The 20,430-nt window shown below is 42.1% G+C and carries 19 protein-coding genes; 5 read left to right on the forward strand and 14 right to left on the reverse strand.

Translation table 11 applies throughout. The features are described from left to right. Positions 1-22: 22 nt before the first annotated feature. From KT990_RS01675 to KT990_RS01690, 4 genes are all read right to left on the reverse strand, one after another. Positions 23-1,219, reverse strand: coding sequence for a PilT/PilU family type 4a pilus ATPase (locus KT990_RS01675; RefSeq protein WP_074382739.1), 1,197 nt, complete (start codon positions 1,217-1,219; stop codon positions 23-25). Positions 1,220-1,470: 251 nt separating this feature from the next. After that, positions 1,471-2,520: a 3-deoxy-7-phosphoheptulonate synthase gene (locus tag KT990_RS01680; protein WP_005170754.1), complete on the reverse strand. Its 1,050-nt coding sequence runs from the start codon at positions 2,518-2,520 to the stop codon at positions 1,471-1,473. A gap of 514 nt (positions 2,521-3,034) precedes the next feature. Further along, entirely contained in the window at positions 3,035-3,565 is a 531-nt protein-coding gene (locus tag KT990_RS01685) for a hypothetical protein (RefSeq protein ID WP_005097004.1), read from the reverse strand. Positions 3,566-3,775: 210 nt separating this feature from the next. Next, on the reverse strand, positions 3,776-4,888 hold the full coding sequence (locus tag KT990_RS01690; RefSeq protein WP_005170751.1) for an S-(hydroxymethyl)glutathione dehydrogenase/class III alcohol dehydrogenase: 1,113 nt from the start codon (positions 4,886-4,888) through the stop codon (positions 3,776-3,778). A 120-nt stretch (positions 4,889-5,008) separates the two neighbouring features. On the opposite strand from KT990_RS01690, the gene KT990_RS01695 reads away from it, so the two are divergent. Both KT990_RS01695 and KT990_RS01700 read left to right on the forward strand, forming a co-directional pair. Beyond that, complete coding sequence (locus KT990_RS01695) at positions 5,009-6,565, forward strand: phospholipase D family protein (protein ID WP_218209025.1); 1,557 nt, start codon at positions 5,009-5,011, stop codon at positions 6,563-6,565. 168 nt (positions 6,566-6,733) lie between these two features. Beyond that, complete coding sequence (locus KT990_RS01700) at positions 6,734-7,171, forward strand: hypothetical protein (protein WP_005170745.1); 438 nt, start codon at positions 6,734-6,736, stop codon at positions 7,169-7,171. 275 nt (positions 7,172-7,446) lie between these two features. On the opposite strand, the gene KT990_RS01705 is transcribed toward KT990_RS01700, so the two are convergent. Together KT990_RS01705 and KT990_RS01710 are read right to left on the reverse strand one after the other, a co-directional pair. After that, positions 7,447-8,031: a uracil-DNA glycosylase family protein gene (locus tag KT990_RS01705; RefSeq protein ID WP_005170739.1), complete on the reverse strand. Its 585-nt coding sequence runs from the start codon at positions 8,029-8,031 to the stop codon at positions 7,447-7,449. Between the two features lie 32 nt (positions 8,032-8,063). Then, a complete protein-coding gene (locus KT990_RS01710) occupies positions 8,064-8,774 on the reverse strand; it encodes an SGNH/GDSL hydrolase family protein (protein ID WP_005097011.1) in 711 nt (236 codons plus the stop codon). Between the two features lie 183 nt (positions 8,775-8,957). On the opposite strand from KT990_RS01710, the gene KT990_RS01715 reads away from it, so the two are divergent. Then, complete coding sequence (locus KT990_RS01715) at positions 8,958-10,328, forward strand: alpha/beta hydrolase-fold protein (RefSeq protein ID WP_228730811.1); 1,371 nt, start codon at positions 8,958-8,960, stop codon at positions 10,326-10,328. A gap of 41 nt (positions 10,329-10,369) precedes the next feature. On the opposite strand, the gene KT990_RS01720 is transcribed toward KT990_RS01715, so the two are convergent. The 5 genes from KT990_RS01720 to KT990_RS01740 all read right to left on the reverse strand — a co-directional run bounded on the left by KT990_RS01720 (position 10,370) and on the right by KT990_RS01740 (position 15,823). After that, on the reverse strand, positions 10,370-11,431 hold the full coding sequence (locus tag KT990_RS01720; protein WP_074382733.1) for a fatty acid desaturase: 1,062 nt from the start codon (positions 11,429-11,431) through the stop codon (positions 10,370-10,372). A 481-nt stretch (positions 11,432-11,912) separates the two neighbouring features. Then, the gene (locus KT990_RS01725; protein ID WP_218209026.1) at positions 11,913-12,656 is read right to left on the reverse strand and encodes an SDR family oxidoreductase; all 744 of its coding nucleotides are present in this window, start codon (positions 12,654-12,656) and stop codon (positions 11,913-11,915) included. A 53-nt stretch (positions 12,657-12,709) separates the two neighbouring features. Beyond that, a complete protein-coding gene (locus KT990_RS01730; protein ID WP_005097015.1) occupies positions 12,710-13,408 on the reverse strand; it encodes a histidine phosphatase family protein in 699 nt (232 codons plus the stop codon). Next, positions 13,405-14,526 carry a phosphotransferase family protein gene (locus tag KT990_RS01735; RefSeq protein WP_005097016.1) on the reverse strand — a complete coding sequence of 374 codons (1,122 nt, stop codon included), beginning with the start codon at positions 14,524-14,526 and terminating at the stop codon, positions 13,405-13,407. The genes KT990_RS01730 and KT990_RS01735 overlap by 4 nt, the downstream gene beginning before the upstream one ends. Before the next feature lie 55 nt (positions 14,527-14,581). Then, positions 14,582-15,823, reverse strand: coding sequence for an acyl-CoA dehydrogenase family protein (locus KT990_RS01740; RefSeq protein ID WP_180001444.1), 1,242 nt, complete (start codon positions 15,821-15,823; stop codon positions 14,582-14,584). A gap of 92 nt (positions 15,824-15,915) precedes the next feature. Between KT990_RS01740 and KT990_RS01745 the strand changes: the two genes are divergently transcribed. Together KT990_RS01745 and KT990_RS01750 are read left to right on the forward strand one after the other, a co-directional pair. Beyond that, positions 15,916-16,833 carry a LysR family transcriptional regulator gene (locus KT990_RS01745; protein ID WP_074382731.1) on the forward strand — a complete coding sequence of 306 codons (918 nt, stop codon included), beginning with the start codon at positions 15,916-15,918 and terminating at the stop codon, positions 16,831-16,833. Between the two features lie 221 nt (positions 16,834-17,054). Continuing rightward, positions 17,055-17,609, forward strand: a complete 555-nt coding sequence (locus KT990_RS01750) for a thermonuclease family protein (protein WP_005170726.1) — start codon at positions 17,055-17,057, stop codon at positions 17,607-17,609. A gap of 67 nt (positions 17,610-17,676) precedes the next feature. Here the strand turns inward: KT990_RS01750 and KT990_RS13450 are convergent, their stop codons facing one another. Genes KT990_RS13450 through KT990_RS01760 form a run of 3 tightly spaced genes read right to left on the reverse strand, consistent with a single transcriptional unit; the run spans position 17,677 to position 20,240 of the window. After that, a complete protein-coding gene (locus KT990_RS13450) occupies positions 17,677-17,784 on the reverse strand; it encodes a DUF2474 domain-containing protein (RefSeq protein ID WP_100328576.1) in 108 nt (35 codons plus the stop codon). 9 nt (positions 17,785-17,793) lie between these two features. Then, positions 17,794-18,798 carry a cytochrome d ubiquinol oxidase subunit II gene (gene cydB / locus KT990_RS01755; protein WP_005097023.1) on the reverse strand — a complete coding sequence of 335 codons (1,005 nt, stop codon included), beginning with the start codon at positions 18,796-18,798 and terminating at the stop codon, positions 17,794-17,796. Beyond that, positions 18,795-20,240, reverse strand: a complete 1,446-nt coding sequence (locus KT990_RS01760; protein ID WP_005097024.1) for a cytochrome ubiquinol oxidase subunit I — start codon at positions 20,238-20,240, stop codon at positions 18,795-18,797. The genes cydB and KT990_RS01760 overlap by 4 nt, the downstream gene beginning before the upstream one ends. Positions 20,241-20,430 lie beyond the last annotated feature (190 nt).

Here is a 20,430-nt window from a genome sequence, read left to right on the forward strand (position 1 = left end):
TGATTGTTTCCCAAGACAGTCTTTATTCAGCTACAGCTTGATTTTCTGCTGATTTTTCTTCAGGTTTTGGTTTTTGTAGCATAGAAAACTGCGTACTTTCTCCGACTGCTGCATTATCCTGACGATTACTTTTTAGCTTGATCTGTAAGCGTAATTCATTGGTGGAGTCGGCATTGCGTAACGCTTCCTCATAAGAAATTTCGCCCTGGTTATACAATTCAAATAAGGCCTGGTCAAAGGTTTGCATCCCCAATTCACGGGATTTTGCCATAATCGCTTTCAGCTCATGAAACTCACCTTTCAAAATCAGGTCGGAAATCAATGGCGTATTTAACATGATTTCAATCGCTGCACGACGGCCTTTACCATCCTGCGTCCGAATCAGACGCTGGGAAATAATCGCCTTCATATTCGAGGATAAATCCATCAATAACTGATTGCGGCGCTCTTCCGGGAAGAAGTTAATAATCCGGTCTAAAGTCTGATTGGCATTGTTGGAGTGCAAAGTTCCCAGACAAAGATGCCCGGTTTCGGCAAAAGCAATCGCATGTTCCATGGTTTCAGTATCACGAATTTCCCCGATCAGAATCACATCGGGTGCCTGACGCAAGGTATTTTTCAGCGCATTGTGCCAGGAATGACAGTCCACGCCGACTTCACGATGCGTAATCATGGATTTTTTATGTTTATGTACATACTCCACCGGATCTTCCACGGTAATAATATGCCCGGCTGAATTTTCATTGCGGTAGTCAATCATCGCAGCGAGCGAGGTTGACTTTCCTGAGCCGGTTCCCCCGACCACCAGCACCAGACCACGTTTCTCCATAATCACATGTTTAAGTGAATCAGGAAGTTTGAGCTTCTGGAAATTTGGAATTTCTGCGGTAATAGTACGAATCACCATGCCAACATTGAGTTGTTGCTGGAACACGTTGACCCGAAAACGCGAAACACCCGGCACAGTGATAGCAAAGTTGCACTCCAGTTCCGTTTCAAATTCCTTGCGCTGCTTTTCATTCATCAGGCTATAGGCAAACAGCTTGGTTTTTTCAGCCGTCAGTTCTTGCTGTCCAAAAGGCTTCATTAAACCCTGATGTTTAATACTCGGTGGAAAGTCGGCGGTAATAAATAAATCTGAACCACCATATTCGACCACTTTGGTCAGCATGTGGTGCATGAATTTTCGTGCTTCTTCTAAGAGCTCTGTTGCAAACATCAAGATCCCCAAACAACCTGCCATGACATTAAATTATTGAAAAAAAGGTTATATATTCAAATGGATATATTGTCTTTTAATTGTGTAGGGATTTATAAGAGGACACAAACAGATTTTATTTATTTTATAAAATTTATCATCTTATTTGTGTGATGTATTTCATGTTAAGTCAATTTACTGGGAAGCACTTTAAGCTTCTAAAATAAAATGCACTTTCACCAAACCTGTTCAGAGAAAGTGCTTTTAAAGCTTTATGCACTGCGTTTTAGACAGCGAAGCGATAAATGCTGAGCAATGCCAAGCAACAACTGTTCAGTTTTTACCCAGCCCAGACATCCATCAGTAACTGATTGACCATACACCATCTCTGCAGAAATTTTCTGGTTGCCATCCACCAGATGACTTTCCAGCATCACGCCGCGAACATTGGTCTGCAGGCGTTCTGCGACGATTTGCTCCAGCACTTTAGCTTGCAGCATTGGATTTTTCGCACTGTTGCCATGACTACAGTCAATCACCAGTGCTGGCAATTCTGCTGAGTATTTCGCTTTGATTTTCTCGATTTCTGAGCACTGGTAATTCGGCCCACTGTTTGAGCCACGTAAAATCAAATGTGCTTTAGGATTGCCCTGAGAGTTTAAAATACAGGGTAAACCGGACTGACTCATGCCCAGGAATTGATGCGGATGAGAGGCAGACTGGATTGCATCCAGAGCAATCTGGATTGAACCGTCAGTGCCGTTTTTGAAACCGATGCTGTAGGGCATGTGACTTGAGATTTCACGGTGAATTTGCGATTCACTGGTGCGTGCACCAATGGCACCCCACGCCAGTAGATCATCAAAATAAGCAGTTGCCATCGGGCTTAAAATTTCAGATGCAATTGGCAAGCCCATTTCAATAATTTTAAGGTATAAAGCACGGGATTTTTCCAGGCCCAATTGCATATTGGAAGAACCATCGAGGTTCGGATCGTAAAGAAAACCTTTCCAGCCCACGGTCGTGCGTGGTTTTTCGATATAAGCACGCATGACCAGAAAAATTTGATCAGACACCTGAGCTTGTAGCTGTTTTAATTTTTCTGCATATTCTAAAGCCGAGGCTTCGTCATGAATGGAACACGGGCCTGTAACCACCATTAAACGATGGTCCTTGCCTTCTAATATATTTTGAATGGTTTGACGTTGTTCAGCGACTTGATGAGCCAATTGCGCAGACAGGGGCAATTGCTGTTTCAGTTGCTGAGGTAAAGTTAAAATGGTTTCAGCGTGATGTTGTTGTGATGTATTTAAGGTATTCATGACTTTAATCCTGGGACTGGCAATCAGTCCAAACTTTTATTTGAGCGTTATGGGTCTAATTAACGAGGTCGAGAGTGTCATGAGCTGACTAAAGTAAGACCAATAAAAGTTGTTAAAATATGAATAGTTAAAGTTTGTCATGGCTGTCTCCAAAGTTTTGTAAAAATGATAAGCATAAAAAAACCTGATCAGGGTTGCCGATCAGGTATAAACTGGTGGGCAACCTGTTCATTGCCCAAACGCATTCAGGCAATTATCTAAACTGCCAGAAATAAAAATATGCGTTTGAAATGATAGGTTGCTTTAACATGTTATGTCTTTCATAAAATGTGAATCTAAAATTAAAATACGCGGTCTCTGCGCATTTGACAAGCATTAAATATAAAAAAATATTTATTAACTTTTCTACTTTTATTTATCAATTTACTGAATAGTGTTGAATATCGATAAAATTGGCAAAACCTGTAAATTTAATATAGGTCTTGCCAATCAAATTCAATACACAGATTAAAAATTAGTGTGTAACGCGATTCCAGGCATCACGTACCGCATATTTCGCCTGTTCCCAGTTTAAACGCGATTGGCCCTTCATCTGTTCCCATTTTACTCTAAGCTCAGGTTCAACATCTTCAAAACGGGTATTGGCATCATAGCTGCCGCGGTTTTCATAACCGACCCGATACGCCGTATCATAATCACGGTCATAATCCAGATCGCTATAGGTGGTACGAGCCTCTGAATAGTATGGTGTATTAATGGAATTATCACGCCAATAAGCTTGTTCTTCTGTTGGGTTCATCGCTTCGCCGACACCCTTACCTGCCAGACCGCCGACCACTGCACCAACAACCCCACCCACAGCTGCACCTACAGGGCCACCTGCTGCACCAATGGCTACACCTGCTGCTGCGCCACCTGCAGCGCCTACACCTGTACCAACAGGGTGTGCGCCCGGTTCACCGGTAATTGGATCGGCATTTAAATCATCACGCACATCTTTAGGAGAGTTTTTTATTACATCACGATCAAAATTATCATTCGACATAGCGCTTATCCTTATTCTTTAAAATGGTTTAATCACGTATTTTGATACGCTCTATTTAATATAAGCATCTCGAATGTAATGACATTAGCAGCTTTGTGTTAGTTCAGTGATTCTCTGTCAGGCTTTCATGCACTAATGTATCCTGAATTAAGTGAAACGCACATAAAAAAGACCGGTATTAAACCAGTCTTTTCAAAATCAAACGCTCACTTATTCAAAATGAATAACGGTACGAATTGATTTGCCTTCATGCATCAGGTCAAAAGCATCATTGATCTGTTCAAGCGGCATGGTATGCGTCACAAAAGGTTCAAGTTGAATTTCACCTTTCATGGATTGTTCTACCATGCTTGGTAATTGTGAACGACCCTTCACTCCACCGAATGCAGTCCCCATCCATTTACGGCCTGTGACTAACTGGAATGGACGGGTGGAAATTTCTTTACCTGCTCCAGCGACTCCAATAATCACCGACTGACCCCAGCCACGGTGCGCACATTCAAGCGCTGAACGCATTACATCAACATTACCGATACATTCAAATGAATGGTCTACGCCCCAACCCGTCATTTCTACAATTACCTGCTGGATTGGCTGATCAAATTCTTTTGGATTTAAGAAATCTGTGGCACCAAACTGTTTTGCCAGTTCAAACTTATCCGGATTGGTGTCTACCACAATAATACGACCTGCTTTGGCCTGACGTGCACCTTGTACCACAGCCAGACCGATACCACCTAAACCGAATACTGCAACACTGTCGCCTTCTTGGACTTTGGCCGTGTTATGCACCGCACCAATACCAGTGGTTACGCCACAGCCGAGCAGGCAGACATGCTCATGATTGGCTTCAGGATTGATTTTTGCCAGGGAAACTTCAGCAACCACGGTATATTCAGAAAAGGTTGAGCAGCCCATATAATGATAAATCGGCTCACCATTATAAGAAAAACGTGTGGTTCCATCCGGCATGACACCCTTACCTTGAGTTGCACGCACAGCCACACACAAGTTGGTTTTGCCAGATTGACAGAACAAGCATTCGCCACATTCAGCAGTATAAAGCGGAATTACGTGATCGCCCGGTTTCAGACTAGTGACACCTTCACCAACTTCGACCACCACACCTGCGCCTTCATGGCCTAAAATCGCCGGAAATACGCCTTCAGGATCTTCACCAGACAACGTGAATGCATCGGTATGACACACTCCGGTATGGCTAATTTTTACCAATACTTCACCTGCTTTGGGTGGAGCAACATCTACTTCCACGATCTTTAAGGGCTGACCTGGACCAAACGCAACCGCTGCACGTGATTTCATGTAAAACTATCCTTTTTTGCTGATTTACAGATGACTAACAGTAACCTCTTTCTATTCGGAGATTCAACTATTAACATCAGAAGATAAGGAATAAAAGATCCTATAATTAATGGAACATCAATGACTAAACCTTCGCCCTTTGTATGTTTGAGCATTTTTACTTTTAGCATCATGCTTTCTGGCTGTGAACTGGCTCCCAACACTGCTGAAGAAGCGAAAATTACGCCGGTTCGACCTGCGCACTGGATCGACAATCAACTTTCAAAACAACAAATTAATAGCGGTAAAACGGCTTTCTTGCCGCTCTATGATGGCTTTATGAGTATGGCAGCACGTCTGCACCTGATTAACAAAGCTAAATATCATCTGGATCTACAATATTACATTTGGAAGGATGATTATATTGGCAATATGATCTTGTCCCAATTACTTAAAGCCGCCGATCGCGGTGTCAAAGTACGGGTTCAGATTGACGATCAAAATGGCACCCAGCTTGATGATAAACTGCTGGCCTTAAGCCAACACCCAAACTTTGAAGTGCGGATTTTTAATCCTTATAAATTCCGTCATTTACGTGCGCTGGATTATGGCTTTAGAATGAAACAGATTAATCATCGCATGCACAATAAACTGATCATTGCAGACGGTACCGCAGCTGTCACTGGTGGCCGTAATATCAGCAGTGAATACTTTGATGCCAGCGAAAATTTCCAGTTTACCGATGTCGATATTTTCTTTGCAGGTCAACCCGTAGAAAATGCCAATCAGACCTTCATCAATTTCTGGAATGATAAGCTGAGTTATGATGTTCGGCAGATTCTGAATGATTCAGGTCATCCGGAAATGTTAAAAAGGCTAAGAGCTGATTTTGCGCGCGAAGAAGTGGATGAAACTGAATTAAAACGCCGAGTAGGCATTGCCGAAAAACAAGTTGCAGAGCACTTAAAGAAACAACCCATTTACTGGGCACAGGCTTATTTTGTCGCGGATACACCCGCAAAAGCACGTCCTCATGCAAAAAATGGCGATTATATTTACACCCATATGCTTGAACTGATGGGCGAGCCGAAAAATCATCTGGAACTGGTCTCCTCGTATTTTATTCCCACACAAAAAGGCACAGATTATTTAAGTATGCGTGCACAACAGGGTGTCAAAATTAGAATCCTGACCAATTCTTTTCAGGCCAATGATGTAGCTGTGGTACATGCTTATTATCAGCAATATCGTCAGCAGCTCTTGAAAAATGGCATCGAACTCTGGGAGTTTAAACCGTATATAGTCCGGCCAGAACGGACTTGGTATGAAATTATGACTGGTGACATCATCCCGGCCAAAAATAAAAACAGTTCGAGTCTACATGCCAAATTTTTTGATCTGGATGGTATGGTGTTTGTGGGTTCATTTAATTTTGATCCGCGTTCAGCTTATCTGAACACCGAAGTCGGTTTGGTGGTTAAATCGGAAGATTTTCAAAAGGAAATCTCTAATGCGATGAATCAATTTTTACCGCGCGTGGCCTATCAGCTCAAACTAAATGAAAAAGATGAAATAATCTGGTTAGAACATCAAAAAGATGGCCGTACTATTCAGCATGTACATGACCCTGAAACCACAAAATTTCAGCGTTTTATGATGAATCTGGTGACAAAATTCCCCGGGGAATGGCTAATGTAATGACATTGTAATGACTTTGGTATTACACAACGTACAGAATCTATTTTCCGGGCATGGTAGCGTCAAGTCATCTGGTGCTATCATCGCTTAAAGGGTTTTACAGGCGATTAGCCTTGCTTTAAAATTCAACTTTTCCAATATTTTGCGATTTTTTCGCCCTCTACTCCCATGCAATTTTTTGATTTAAGCCGTCAGTTTAAATTCAGTGATATTCTGACGCCTGTAAAAACTCTCCATGATTTATCTCAGCAAGAATGGTATTTGGCCAAAATTCGGGTAGAACATGATTGTCTGTCTGAATCCGATATTATTCAGGGTCAAGTTGTTCTAAAATCCAGTGAAAATATACAGCTCGAGTTAGAGTGGTTGATTCACGATAGCGGTCATGATTTACAGGTATTATTCAAAGGTGTCGAAACTGAAGCGCTTGAAGAAACCTGCGTGATCTTAAAAGGCGCACAACTAGTCGATGAACAACAGCAATTGCTCTCTGCACAGGCGCTCAGTTTATGGATTGATGGGACGTTATTGCCGATGTTGCCAGAGATCCGTCAGGAAATTAAAACCCGTTTAAACCTGTGGGACTATGTGGAATATCAGGATTGAGCAGTGATTTAGCATTGAAATAAATATAGGGTGACCACATTCACCCTTTTTTATGTGTGAATGTTCTTAAACCAATGAATGCCGAGTATAGCATCCAGCAATAAGACTCTGCTTAAATCATGTCAGCCTGTTCATTATAAAAATAATGAGAAAATAGCAATATAATCACCAAAATTCAGAACAACCTCTTGTTTTAAAAATTCTTACATATTCTAAGTTTAACTAAGAAAAAATCAGAGTGAGCTTCGATTTCATTAATTTTCTCCTGTCATCCGCTAGACCAGTCCAACATCTAAAAAGAGTTGTCGATAAGCTTCAGCTTTTCTATCTAAAGCCAGAGGATAAGCTCGAGATGAAGATGGCATTCGATATAAATGCAGTTCGCGTCCTTCCAGGTTGGTTTGCGTCGGCTCTCCAATTTTGGGCTTTTCTGCATCTTCAGGCATAGACAGCATCATGGTATCGGTGGCTTTATCACCGGTGGTCATAATGTAGGTACATTCTGGGATCTGTAGCAATAAATCCTTTAAATTGGTCGGTACCACAATTTCCAGAAACTTATCTGAAGCATTGCCCGTCAGCCGTCTGATCTGAGAGGCACTATCAAAAATCGCAATTCCAGTCTCCAATAGAAATTCACGGATCAATGATTCCTGAAATTTTTTATTCTCAATATCCAGAAAGTAATCTTTATTTTGAAAGAAAATTAAACCAAAAATCCGCCACATATCGTTTTGATAATTTGGATAATAAAAATTCATTTTCCAGCGAGTTGCTGGTGGTGGAAAACTACCCAACATCAGTAATTTGGCATTTGGCGGTAAAAAAGGCGGTAATGGATGCGTTTCAATATCAGACATAGAATTCCTTAAATTGAGAACTTTCAACTATTTTAGAGTGTCTGCCGAATCTTGCTAGCCACTTCTTGTCCCCAAAGTGTATAAACTTCCTTACTCGGATGAAAACCATCTGCAGCCATTTCTAAATTCATGGCACGATATTTTTCAATATCATATTCAATCCATTGCATGCTGTCTTGGCTTGCTACGAATTTCGCCAGTTGCTGATTCATTTTTTTGGCATATTGTCCAAATAACCAGGCCAAAGGATTTGGTAATGCCGGGAACATATTCATGGGTGGCACACCTGCTGCAATGACCAGTTCAGGACTGAATTTTTGTTGAATCATGGCATATAGTTTTTTCTGTTTTTGAATCCAGATATCAGCCGGCATGAGCTTGGTTACATCATTTACACCAACTGAGCTAATGACCACATCAAAATGTTCTGTCTCCAGTTGTTCTATGGCACGAATCACTTTAGCTGTGCTATCCCCTGTTTTTGCATGCAATTTCCATTGAATTTTAAAGTTATGCTGCAAATCTTTTAAAATGGCGCCCAGCAATGCATCATCCTGATGCTCTACCCCAACGCCGGCAGCCGCAGAATCGCCGACAATCAGTATAGAAAGCGGCTGGCCTTGACCGCACGTTCCTTCACGTTCACCCTCCGGTTCTGGGAGTTGCACAGTGTTTTTTTTGACGCGATTGCCCTGAATTACCAATGCTGGAATTAATGCAAGAGTCGATATTTTCAGCCACATAAATCTATACTTTAAATATAAAACAATGAATTAGAACTTTATTGTAACCTGTCATGCTATGAATTTTGATAAAACATCATGTAAATAATTGAATAAATATATAAAAATAATTGAAAGACAAATCTGTGTTTATAATTGATAATAATTATCATTACTATTTTTTAAAATTAATTGGGGGATGATTTGAAATACTTATACTTAAGCACACTCTTACTAAGCGCACTATCATTACATAGTTTGGCAGATTCACCTTCCTCAATGGAGCAAGCACCTTATGCTGCAGCGTGTGAAGCAGTTCAACCCGAAAGCGACCTGTTAAAAAGTTTACAGCAGCAATTAAAGCAGTCTCCTGAAAACCGAGCCGGATTAATCCAACAATTCTGGGATAAAGTGCAAAATCAAACTACACCGATTATTGAGCCACTTGATCAGGATCATGTTCGACTGATTTTTTTATGGAAAGCAGCCAAACATAATGTGCGTCTGGTCGGTGGCCCGAGTAATGATCATGAATGGTTGACTCGCCTGCCCGATACCGAGATCTGGTTTAAGGAAAATATTGTGAACCGTCGCTATATCGGCAGTTATAGTTTTGCAGTGGATTTACCAAATCTGGAGGGTTATCTATCGAATTACTGTGCACATTTAAACCCAGAACTCAAAGAACCCCGGGCGCAGCGCCGTGCTGTATTGCAGGTATTACAACTTGATCCATTGAATCCAAAACGCTGGCTTAAAGAAAATACTGCCTCTAAACTGAGGAATGAAAATATTATCGCCCTGGATCAAGCCCCTCCCTTTATCGATCCTAAACGCTATCCAGATCATCCGCAGCCTGAACTAAAACGTTATCAGCTATCCAGCCAGTTTTTAAAAAATCAACGTCGCGTTGAAATCTATCAATCTAAAAAAACTGCACAACAATCTTATATCACGGCTATTTTCTTTGATGGAAATGAATATGCCCATTTGGTTGATGTGCCAAAAGTGCTGGATATTCTGGTGGAACAAGGCAAACTTCCACCGATTCAAGCGGTTTTTTTACATGCACCGAATAGTGAACTTCGTCCTAAAGAGCTGACACCAAACCCGAAATTTTCAGGTTTTTTTAATCAGGAATTTTTGCCTTGGCTCGATCAGAAAATTGTACATGATAAGCAAAAAACAGTTCTTCTCGGTTCCAGTTTGGGAGGGCTGAGTGCAGCTTATCTTGCCTTGGAAAATCCGCAGCACATTAGTCATGCTGTGCCTTTATCCGGCTCGTTCTGGTGGTCACCTGAACCACACTCAAAAATCAATGGTATGAATCAATTGATTCATAACTTAAAGAATCAGCCTCAACAGTATTTTCATATTTCAGCGAATCGTTATGAATCTTCGCGTACCAACAATGACTTAAGTATTCTGGAAACGTCACCCATCGTGGCACAAGCTTTAAAATCCAAAGGGCATGAGGTCAGATATCAGGTTTATGAAGGCGCACATTCCTATGCAATTTGGCAGGTGATATTGCAAGATGCTTTGCTGCACTTCTTTGCAAATTCCAAAGAGTAGATAAAAAAATCCTGCATTTGCAGGATTTTTTTAATTTAGTTTTATTTTGTTTGAATATCATTCCAGCGGTTTAAACGTTTAAATGTGCCCAGGTCATTAAAACGTACGCCCACTTCTTTCATCACTTTATGCGCCGTTTTCGAGGTCATTTGACGAATATAAAAAGGCTCTTTAACGACAAAGTGATGAATCGCATGCGTGGCCCCAAAATTGCAGCAAAACAACTGAAATGGCATCATCCACCAAGGCGTCAGTACTTGTGTTTGCTTGATGACATCCCTCGGATCAATATCGCCATAATAATGCATATTCGAGCTGACAAATTGCAGGCTAAATGAACGGATAAAATTGGGAATCAGCCAGATGACTGCAATAAAATTAATGATTGGCATTGCTTCGATTACGACTTGCGACCAGCGCATCTCATAGCCAAATAAAGGCACGATTGCATTTGAAACATGGAACACGACAAATAAATAAAATAAGCCATAATAAAGAATGCTTAATGGCACAAAGCCCAATAGCTGGGAAATCATGGCAATTTTACGTTCTTTTTCAGGCTGTTTTTCCAGAAAAAGATGGATCATTTTAAACATCTGAAAAGGACGCAGATAAACCGACATCAATTGATCACTGATGATCAAAATCCGGCGAATTCCCCAGGGCATACCATTGCTGATTCCACGTTCTTCCAGATCATGTTCAGTTCCAGAATATTTATGATGATGCAGGTGTAAACGACGACGTGCCCACGGACTAATGGTATTTGGACGCGCCAACCACACCAAAGCCAGCATCAAGTGATGTGCCCAGGGCGTTTTTTTGAAATACATATAATGAATTAAGTCATGCTCTAATTCATGCGTTAATGAAGCAAAAATTGCAATTAAAGGAATCGTCAGCCATACAGAAAGATAGCCATAGGCATAGGCCAATGCGCATAAAACCATACCGATCCAGGCAAAACCGAGAATACTGGCACCAATAAAATTTTGATGTTTCAATATTGGATAACGGTTACGTAAATCTTCACCTGCCTGTGTCACCACAGTTCTAACTTTGGAGATACGCTGCTGGTCTGTCATCTCTGAAGATGTAGACATATAGAGAACCTTTAATTTCTGGACAGTTGCACATTAAAGGAAATTAAAAAAAAGAGAAGTGATCTTTTGACTGTCCGAGCGAGTATGTCCAAGTTTTGGACAATTTTGGCACTTTTTCTAAGATGAATAAAAATACAGGGAGGTCATGCGTAATTTTTTATGAGATTCAGTCTCTAAAAAATCTGTTTTTTAACAGCAATTTATCTCTATATTAATTAAACTTGGTTTGCCTTGAAATAATAAATATTTCATTATTAAAAGCTTATCAAACTACCTGATCCTGATTAATCGAATTAACGAGCTTTGTTTTCTTTACACAGGATAGTGCATGTATTTGGCACATTTTTATCTGCAACTTTGCTAACGCTAGCATTAGCGTTGACTTTGCAAAGCAATTTTTTCAAGTGAAATTACCAGCAAAAAAAGTTCTGAAGTTCTAGAAAAGTAAAAAGCCCCTTATGGAGCTTTTAGATTTTAAACCTTAGCCTAATTTATTCACCAATTTCAGCGGCAATATTTTCATCGCCAGACCCAATGGCAGCCATGGCCATTTTGGCACATAAGCCTTTACTGGCGCTTTTTCAATTTCAGCAGCAAGTAAACGCGATCCGGTTTTTTCATCCACTTCAAATGGCAGTTTCTTGGCGCCTTCATTAAGTTCGGTACGAATATAGCCCGGGAAAATTGTGGTGACTTTGATTGGTGTATCAATCAGTTCGGCACGAATCCCTTCGGCCAGATGTGCAACACCTGCCTTACTTGCACCATAAGCGGTTAAATGTTTAGGCATACCGCGCATGGCACTCATTGAAGAAATCATGACCAGATGGCCTGAATTTTGCGCCCGGAAAATCTCTACTGCTGCTTCACATTGTGCCAAGGCCGAAATGAAATTGGTTTCAACTGTGGCCTTATTAATGGCAAAGTTGCCCTTGCCAATACGACGGCCTTCACCGACTCCGGCATTGACAATCACTCGGTCAATCGTGCCAAAATCTTGTTTAAAAGCACGAAATACGTCAAAGACCTGATCATAATTAGTGACATCTAAAGTTTTAGCAATTACTTGAATGCCGTATTGACTCTCCAACTCTTGTTTAAGTATTTCCAAACGATCCAGGCGACGCGCGCAGATGGCCAGGTTATAGCCTTTCTGAACAAATTCGCGTGCCATACCTGCACCAATTCCTGAACTTGCACCAGTAATTAAAATTGTTTTTGCCATGTGTTTTACCTTATTCCTTTATTTTTCTAAGCAATCAGATTTGCAATATAGATTTAAATCCAGGTCAATAAATCCGGACGTTGCGCTTTAATATAATGATGTTCATTTAGGCTTAATAGCTGGGGTTGGTTGCCTACCAGACGTAGCGTGGTCATGCTGGTATTGGTAATTGCCCAGTTTAAAGCAAAAGTTTTATTCGGAGACAAACCGAGAATTTTGCCCGCAGCAACCGAAATGACTCCGCCCGACGTAAACACTACAGCATAGCGCGGTTTCTTTTCAGCCAGATCATCACACAAATGCTGCAATGCCGTTTCCACCCGATGTTTGAAATCTGGCCAGGATTCTTCATATTCATGGTGATAGTCACCGCCAGTCCAGCGCTCAATTGCACCTTCAAAAATTTTACTTAAATAGGCGCGTGGATTGGCATGCTGCGATACATCTTCTTTCAGCAGTTCTGGCTGATTAAAGCGTGGCTCATATTGAGCAAAGACTTGTTGATGATTAAATTCGTTCCAAGCTGAATCTGTAACTGGCTCACTTTCAGGAAAACATTCAGCCAAGGCCAATTGCGCCGTTTGTTGATGACGCTGCATGGAGCCTGCCACCACATAAGGTGCTTCTTTTAAAATTTCATCAAAATAGCGGCCCAATAATTTGGCTTGTAATTCACCATTTGGAGAAAGTTTGTCATAGCTTTCTGCACCGAAAGACGCCTGTCCATGGCGGATTAAATAAATCGTCGTCATTTCGGCATGAACTCCTTAAATTTGGTCATATATTTCTGTGCAATATCATTGGCCTCAATTTTCTGGCGGCCAATCAGTTTTAAGGCACGAATATGCAAGGCATGAATCACAATCCAGAAATCCTTAAATGCTGGATTATTGGTCTGTTTATGATAATAGCGATAATAAATTTGCTGCGCGATCACCGCTAAACGGAAAATTCCAAAGACTTCATAGAAGGTCCAGTTTTCAGGGGTTAATCCGGTTTTTTCCAGATAATAATCCACCACTTCTTTACGGCTAAACATGCCTTTTAAGTTGGTGGGTTGACGACGTGTGGCTTTAAAAATTGCATTATCCGTATCTTCAACCCAGTAAGCCAAAGCTGAACCCAGATCCATCAATGGATCACCGAGTGTCGCCATTTCCCAATCCAGAACGCCAATGACTTGAGTCGGATCGTTTGGATCTAAAATGACATTATCAAAACGCCAGTCATTGTGAATCAGACAGGTTTTAGCATCCACTGGGGTATTGTCTTTAAGCCACTGACGGACATATCTGAAAGATGGCACATTCAAGGTCTTGGCTTTGGCATAACGTGCATCCCAACCATCTACCTGACGATGACAATAGCCCTCGCCTTTGCCTAATTTCTCCAGTTCAGTACCCACATAAGGCACCTGATGCAACTCAATCAGCTTATCAATGACGTTAATACACAGTTCACGTACCTGAGCTTCATTAAAATTCAGTTCTCTGGGTAAATTGGCGCGTGGAATAATGCCTTCAATGCGTTTCATCACATAGAAGTCGCAGCCAATCACGGATTCATCCTGACAAAGTGCCACCATCTCTGGTAATACCGGATAAAACTCGGAAAGTGCGTGCTGAACCTTAAATTCACGGGCCATGTCGTGGGCAGATTTGGCTTTGGTACCTTTGGGTGGACGACGCAGAATTAGATCGGCATTGGTATATTTCAGACGATAAGTCCAGTTCGATGCGCCACCCGAATATTGAGTAACTTCGACCGGACCTTCAAGTTGAACTCCCTGCCCAATCAGCCAGTTTCCTACAGCCTGAACATCCAGTTCCTCACCTGCACGAACCGATCCACCGACATCAATAACTGCCATAATTTTTCCTTCAATTCTTTTTCAAATGTCTTCAAACTTTATATCGTGTTTAAGCTTATTTTTTATGGCGTGTACTGTAACCACGTTTAGCCAGTTCCAGTTTTGCGATCATACCTTTATGCACTTCATCTGGTCCATCCGCCAAACGTAGGGCACGTGCCTGAGCAAAGAATCCGGTGAGTGGCGTATCACGGGAGACACCAGCACCACCGTGAATTTGTATGGCCATGTCCACTACTTTTTCTAATACACTTGGCGCAACCACTTTAATGGCCGAGATTTCAGTCAAAGCCGCCATATTCCCTAAAGTATCCATTTTATAGGCTGCATACAAGGTTAAAAGACGTGCCTGATCAATTGCGACCCGTGCTTCAGCAACACGTTCCAGATTACCACCCAGTTTTAAAATTTCTTTACCAAAGGCAGTCCGGCTCATACCGCGGTCAATCATCAGCTCCAAAGATTTTTCCGCAGCACCGATACAACGCATACAGTGGTGAATACGGCCTGGCCCGAGACGACCTTGAGCAATTTCAAAGCCTTGACCGGCACCACCAATAAAACTGGCAACTGGAACGCGGACATTTTCAAAACTGACTTCACCATGACCATGCGGTGCATCATAGTCGCCAAATACCGATAACATTCTTTCGATTTTCACACCCGCCGTATCGACAGGAACCAGAACCATGGAATGCTGATGATGACGGTCTTTGCTTTCATCTGGCGTATGCGCCATAAAAATAATGACTTTGGCATTAGGATCGCCCAGACCTGATGACCACCATTTACGGCCATTCAGAACAATTTCATCGCCTTCGATGACCGCCGTTGCTTGCATATTGGTCGCGTCACTAGAAGCCACCGCCGGTTCAGTCATACAAAATACAGAACGGATTTTGCCTTCAAGTAATGGCAGAAGCCATTGCTGTTTCTGTTCTTCAGAGCCATAACGCCAGAGGACTTCCATATTGCCGCTGTCTGGCGCATTACAGTTAAATACGGTCGGTGCAATCAGGCTACGGCCCGAAAGCTCGGCAATATGAGCATATTCATTGACTGATAAACCTTGGCCCAGTTCAGGACATGGCAGAAACATATTCCACAGCCCTGCTGCTTTGGCTTTGGCTTTTAAAGTTTCCAGTTCAGTCGGCCATTGCCATTTGGTCCAGTCACTGCCTTGATTTAACTCATGCACTTGCTGCCAAAAATCGGCTTCAACGGCGTCGATTTCATCTTTAATAAATTTTTTAGTCCGTTCAACATAGTCTTGTGCGCGTGCGGATAACTCAAACATGGCTATTTCCCTCTGGATATTTTGTATTCTGCTTTACAAGACCTTAACTTAAAAACTATTATGAATAAAATGATTTTAATCCATAGCTCATCATGCATAGCATTCATAATAAAACACTGATGGATATGAGTGTTTTCCATCGTATAGATATCAATTTATATCCACTTTTTGTCGCTATTTTTGAACAGAACAGTATTTCTAAAGCAGCACAGCGATTATGTATCACCCAATCTGCTGCCAGTCACGCTTTGCAGCGGCTCAGAAATCAGTTGCAGGATGATCTGTTCGTACGTTTTGGTGCAAAAATGCAACCCACGCCGTTTGCTGAACAGATTTATCCCGCCATTAAAAATGCCCTGATGACGATTCAAAGTATTTCTATTCAGCATCAACAATTTCAACCAAATATGGTGCAAAGTTTAAAAATTGCCGTACATGATGAAATTGAACCAATGATTTTTCCAAAGTTGGTGGCACATTTTCAGAAAATGAATCTGGATATTCAGTTTAGTAGCATCAAGCTGGATCGTAAAAATATCAGTGCTGACCTGGCGGCGCAGCAGGTCGATTTTGTCATGGATCTTGAGCAAAAACTGGGAGATAAAATTCAGTTTGAACCCTTAGTACAAGATGAATTTGTCGTCTGTACGCAGCAAAATAAAATTTCAGAACAATCCTATCTTTCCTCCCCACATATAGGCGTATCATCTCGCCGTACAGGTATCTTAATTGAAGATCTGTATTTGAGCCGTAAGCAGCTTTCAAGACAGATTTTTTTACGCTGTCAGCATTATTCAACTGCGTTGCAAATTTTGGAGCAATATCCCCAAGCGATGTTGACTATGCCACGCAATATCTTAGAACATTTACAGATAGCCAAAATTCTGAATTTTTTTGAAGTGCCTGTGCAACTGCCTAAGATTAATATGGGAATGTATTGGCACAAAGATTTACAGGAAAATAAGAGACATCAATTTTTGCGAAGCGAAATTAATAACATTTTTACTTAGGCTATTTTAAGTAGATATGAATTTTGCTTAGGCTATTCTAATGGTTGGTATTGTAGCCTAAAATGTCAGGCTCAACCTAAATTGCTTAGGCTATTTATAAATACAAAATGAAACACTGACTGTTTAGCTTTTGAACTCTAGTGCTTGGGGCTTTCCTCTACAATCATGCATCTGCTTGCTGTTGTTCTTCTACAGCTTCTTTTGATGATCTGGATTTTAGCTTGTTGCCTCTTTCTCCCACCTGGCAAATTGTGCTGGGTTTATTTGCCTTATGCTTTTCCTATTATTTGCTGCACAAACTCACCATTTACCTCAAGGATATATTTCGTCCCTTTAAAAAAGGACAGAAATACTGGTGTCGTGTTAAGGCGGTTAGCGATGGGGATACCCTCACCTGCTACCGTTTCAATATTAGACGTTCTGAAACCAGACTACGTTTTGCCTATGTGGATGCGCCAGAATCCAGCCAAAGCTATGGCAAAGAGTCACAGCGTCTAGTTAAAAGCATGGTGAAAAACAAAATAGTTCGCGTGAAAATTACAGATATTGACCGTTATGGTCGCTGCGTCGGCGTCGTTTACCGCTATCGTAAAAATATCAATGAAGAAATCGTGAAACGCGGCGCAGCATGGGTCTACGAAGATTATATTAAAGATAAAAACCATTTACGCTATATGCTGGACTTGCAAAACAAAGCCAAAAAACAGAAAAAAGGACTCTGGAAAAGTAGCCGACCTGTACGCCCAAGTGTGTATCGAAAACAGGTAAAATCCTAATCTTTGCTGATTTCTCTTCGCTATTAAAAAGTGATCCGGCTCGCCAGATCACTTTTTAATTTTTAAATTAATACGCCAGATGGACAAAAAACCTGAATGCGCCTGCAATTAAAGCCAGAGTAACGAAGCCTAAAATCCATAGGCCCACAAACCATAATATCTGCTTCCCTTTCATTGTTGCTCCTTAATGATAGCCATCATCCCCGACCCGCACTTTATGGCGGAATACCCAGTACGACACGCCGGTATAAATCAGAATGATTGGAATAAGTAATAAAGCACCAATTAAGGTAAATAATTGACTACTTTCTGGCGCTGCCGCCTCCCAGATGGTCACTGACGGTGGAATGATATAAGGCCAGAGACTGATCAGAAATCCGGTATAGGCCAGAAAAACCAGCACCAGCATGTACATGAATGGGCTAAGTTCCTTACGTTGTTTGCAGGCACGTAAAGCCAGCCAGGTAAATAACAGGACTAAGATCGGCACGGGCATGAGATACATAAATTGTGGCTGACTAAACCAGCGTTCCGCAATCTGCGGATGAGTCAGCGGCGTATAAATACTGACAGCGCCCAGGATAATCAATAAGGCGATAATCATTTTTGGCATTAGCTGATACATACGGTCTTGTAACTGATCGGCCGTTCTAAAAATCAGCCAGCCACAGCCTAAGGCAGCATACAGCACCATGACACTCAGACCGGTAAACAGGCTAAATGGTGTCAACCAGTCCAGCCCGCCGCCCGCATAAATGCCATTTCGGGTTTCAATTCCCTGAATATAAGCGCCTAAAATCACCCCTTGCAGGAAGCTGGTCAGCGCAGAACCACCAATAAAGGCTTTGTCCCACCAATGTTTACTGCGATTGGCCTTAAAACGGAATTCAAAAGCAACACCACGGAAGATCAGCGCAATCACCATCAGGATGATCGGCATATACAGTGCAGATAATACGGTGGAATAGACCAGCGGAAATGCTGCAAATAAACCTGCGCCACCCAATACCATCCAGGTTTCATTGCCATCCCAGACAGGCGCAACAGTATTCATCATCACATCACGGTCATCCTGATGCGGAAAAAACGGAAATAGAATGCCAATGCCCAGATCAAAACCATCCAGAATGACATAGATCAGGACACCAACGGCGATGATCACCACCCAAATCAATGACAAATCAATCATTTTTTATTCTCCTGATCTGCATTATCGGCCCCATCCTCAATACTCTCGCGAATACTGCTCAATGGCCGGCGAGATGCCTGAATTACGTCACTATCAATTTCATGTGGGGGTGTAGAATGAATAAATTCCGGGCCTTTGTGCATGAGTCGCAACATATAATAAATACCGGCGCCAAAGACCACACAGTAGACCACGACAAAGATAATCAGGGTCAAGCCTACCTGCTCTGCCGATACCGGCGATAGGGCATCTTTGGTACGCATGATGCCATAGACCACCCAGGGTTGACGGCCAACCTCCGTCGTAAACCACCCAGCCAGCATGGCAATAAAACCGGAAGGCCCCATAATCAGGGCAAACCGATGTAATCCTCGGGATTCATAAAAGCGACCTTTTTTACGTGACCATGCCCCCCAGATTGCCAGCAGTAGCATCAACATTCCTAGCCCGACCATGATCCGAAAACTCCAGAACACGATTGCCGAATTAGGACGGTCTTCAGGTACAAAATCCTTTAAGCCGGTGACAGTACCGTCCATGGAATGTGTCAGGATCAAGCTGCCCAGATTAGGAATGGCGATGGCATATTTGGTTTCCTCAGCCTGCATATCTGGCAGTCCAAACAGATATAAAGGCATGCCGCCATCATGATTGGTTTCCCAATGACCTTCCATTGCCGCCAGTTTGGCGGGTTGATGTTCAAGCGTATTTAGACCATGTACATCACCCACCAAAACCTGTAGCGGCGCAAGTGCCAGAATCAGCCACATTGCCATGGAAAATGAAGTTTTGACCAAGGCATCACGACGGCCCTGAATAAGATGCCAGGCTGCTGTGGCTGCCACCAGCAATGCAGAAACCAAAAAGGCAGCAATGGCCATATGCGCCAAACGGTAGGGAAATGACGGGTTAAATACGATGGCGATCCAGTCTTTGGGGACAAACAGACCATTTTCGATGGCAAAGCCTTGCGGCGTTTGCATCCAGCTATTGGAGGATAAAATCCAGAACATCGAGATACAGGTGCCTACCGCGACCATCAAGGTCGAGAAAAAGTGTGCACGTGGCCCCACCCGTCCCCAGCCGAAGAGCATAATTCCCAAAAAGCCCGCTTCCAGAAAAAAGGCGGTAAGAACTTCATAGGCCAGTAATGGGCCAGTCACGCCACCTGCAATCCGGGAGAATTCACTCCAGTTGGTGCCGAACTGATAGCTCATGACCACGCCAGAGACCACGCCCATCCCAAATGCTACAGCGAAGATTTTCACCCAAAACTTAAACAGATCCCGATAAATCGGGTCTTGGGTTTTGAGCCAGCGCCATTCCAGAATCGCCAAAAAGCTGGCCAATCCGATTGAGATTGCAGGAAAAATAATATGAAAAGAGACAGTAAAGGCGAATTGTATTCGCGCTAACTCTAATGCGGTTAAACCCAGGGTCATACATTTCACCTATATATAATTATTTGTAGGAGCCTTGCTTAGATTTATTAGTGAAGTGTTTTTTCTTGGTCTTAGCTTAGGCTTAATTTGGCTTGGCAATATGTAGACTTTTGTCGGTTATTTTTTACTCAAGTTAACAATGTGTAAGCGCTATTTAATTAAATATGCAAGTGAATATTTAATTGAACGG

The sequence above is a fragment of the Acinetobacter sp. F9 genome, assembly GCF_019195275.1.
In the GTDB taxonomy this organism is placed as follows: domain Bacteria; phylum Pseudomonadota; class Gammaproteobacteria; order Pseudomonadales; family Moraxellaceae; genus Acinetobacter; species Acinetobacter pseudolwoffii.

Coding starts and splice junctions, on each gene's coding strand:
- KT990_RS01675 (WP_074382739.1), bottom strand. CDS start 1,219: ATGTTTGCAACAGAGCTCTTAGAAGAAGCACGAAAATTCATGCACCAC.
- KT990_RS01680 (WP_005170754.1), bottom strand. CDS start 2,520: ATGAATACCTTAAATACATCACAACAACATCACGCTGAAACCATTTTA.
- KT990_RS01685 (WP_005097004.1), bottom strand. CDS start 3,565: ATGTCGAATGATAATTTTGATCGTGATGTAATAAAAAACTCTCCTAAA.
- KT990_RS01690 (WP_005170751.1), bottom strand. CDS start 4,888: ATGAAATCACGTGCAGCGGTTGCGTTTGGTCCAGGTCAGCCCTTAAAG.
- KT990_RS01695 (WP_218209025.1), top strand. CDS start 5,009: ATGACTAAACCTTCGCCCTTTGTATGTTTGAGCATTTTTACTTTTAGC.
- KT990_RS01700 (WP_005170745.1), top strand. CDS start 6,734: ATGCAATTTTTTGATTTAAGCCGTCAGTTTAAATTCAGTGATATTCTG.
- KT990_RS01705 (WP_005170739.1), bottom strand. CDS start 8,031: ATGTCTGATATTGAAACGCATCCATTACCGCCTTTTTTACCGCCAAAT.
- KT990_RS01710 (WP_005097011.1), bottom strand. CDS start 8,774: ATGTGGCTGAAAATATCGACTCTTGCATTAATTCCAGCATTGGTAATT.
- KT990_RS01720 (WP_074382733.1), bottom strand. CDS start 11,431: ATGTCTACATCTTCAGAGATGACAGACCAGCAGCGTATCTCCAAAGTT.
- KT990_RS01725 (WP_218209026.1), bottom strand. CDS start 12,656: ATGGCAAAAACAATTTTAATTACTGGTGCAAGTTCAGGAATTGGTGCA.
- KT990_RS01730 (WP_005097015.1), bottom strand. CDS start 13,408: ATGACGACGATTTATTTAATCCGCCATGGACAGGCGTCTTTCGGTGCA.
- KT990_RS01735 (WP_005097016.1), bottom strand. CDS start 14,526: ATGGCAGTTATTGATGTCGGTGGATCGGTTCGTGCAGGTGAGGAACTG.
- KT990_RS01740 (WP_180001444.1), bottom strand. CDS start 15,823: ATGTTTGAGTTATCCGCACGCGCACAAGACTATGTTGAACGGACTAAA.
- KT990_RS01745 (WP_074382731.1), top strand. CDS start 15,916: ATGCATAGCATTCATAATAAAACACTGATGGATATGAGTGTTTTCCAT.
- KT990_RS13450 (WP_100328576.1), bottom strand. CDS start 17,784: ATGAAAGGGAAGCAGATATTATGGTTTGTGGGCCTATGGATTTTAGGC.
- cydB (WP_005097023.1), bottom strand. CDS start 18,798: ATGATTGATTTGTCATTGATTTGGGTGGTGATCATCGCCGTTGGTGTC.
- KT990_RS01760 (WP_005097024.1), bottom strand. CDS start 20,240: ATGACCCTGGGTTTAACCGCATTAGAGTTAGCGCGAATACAATTCGCC.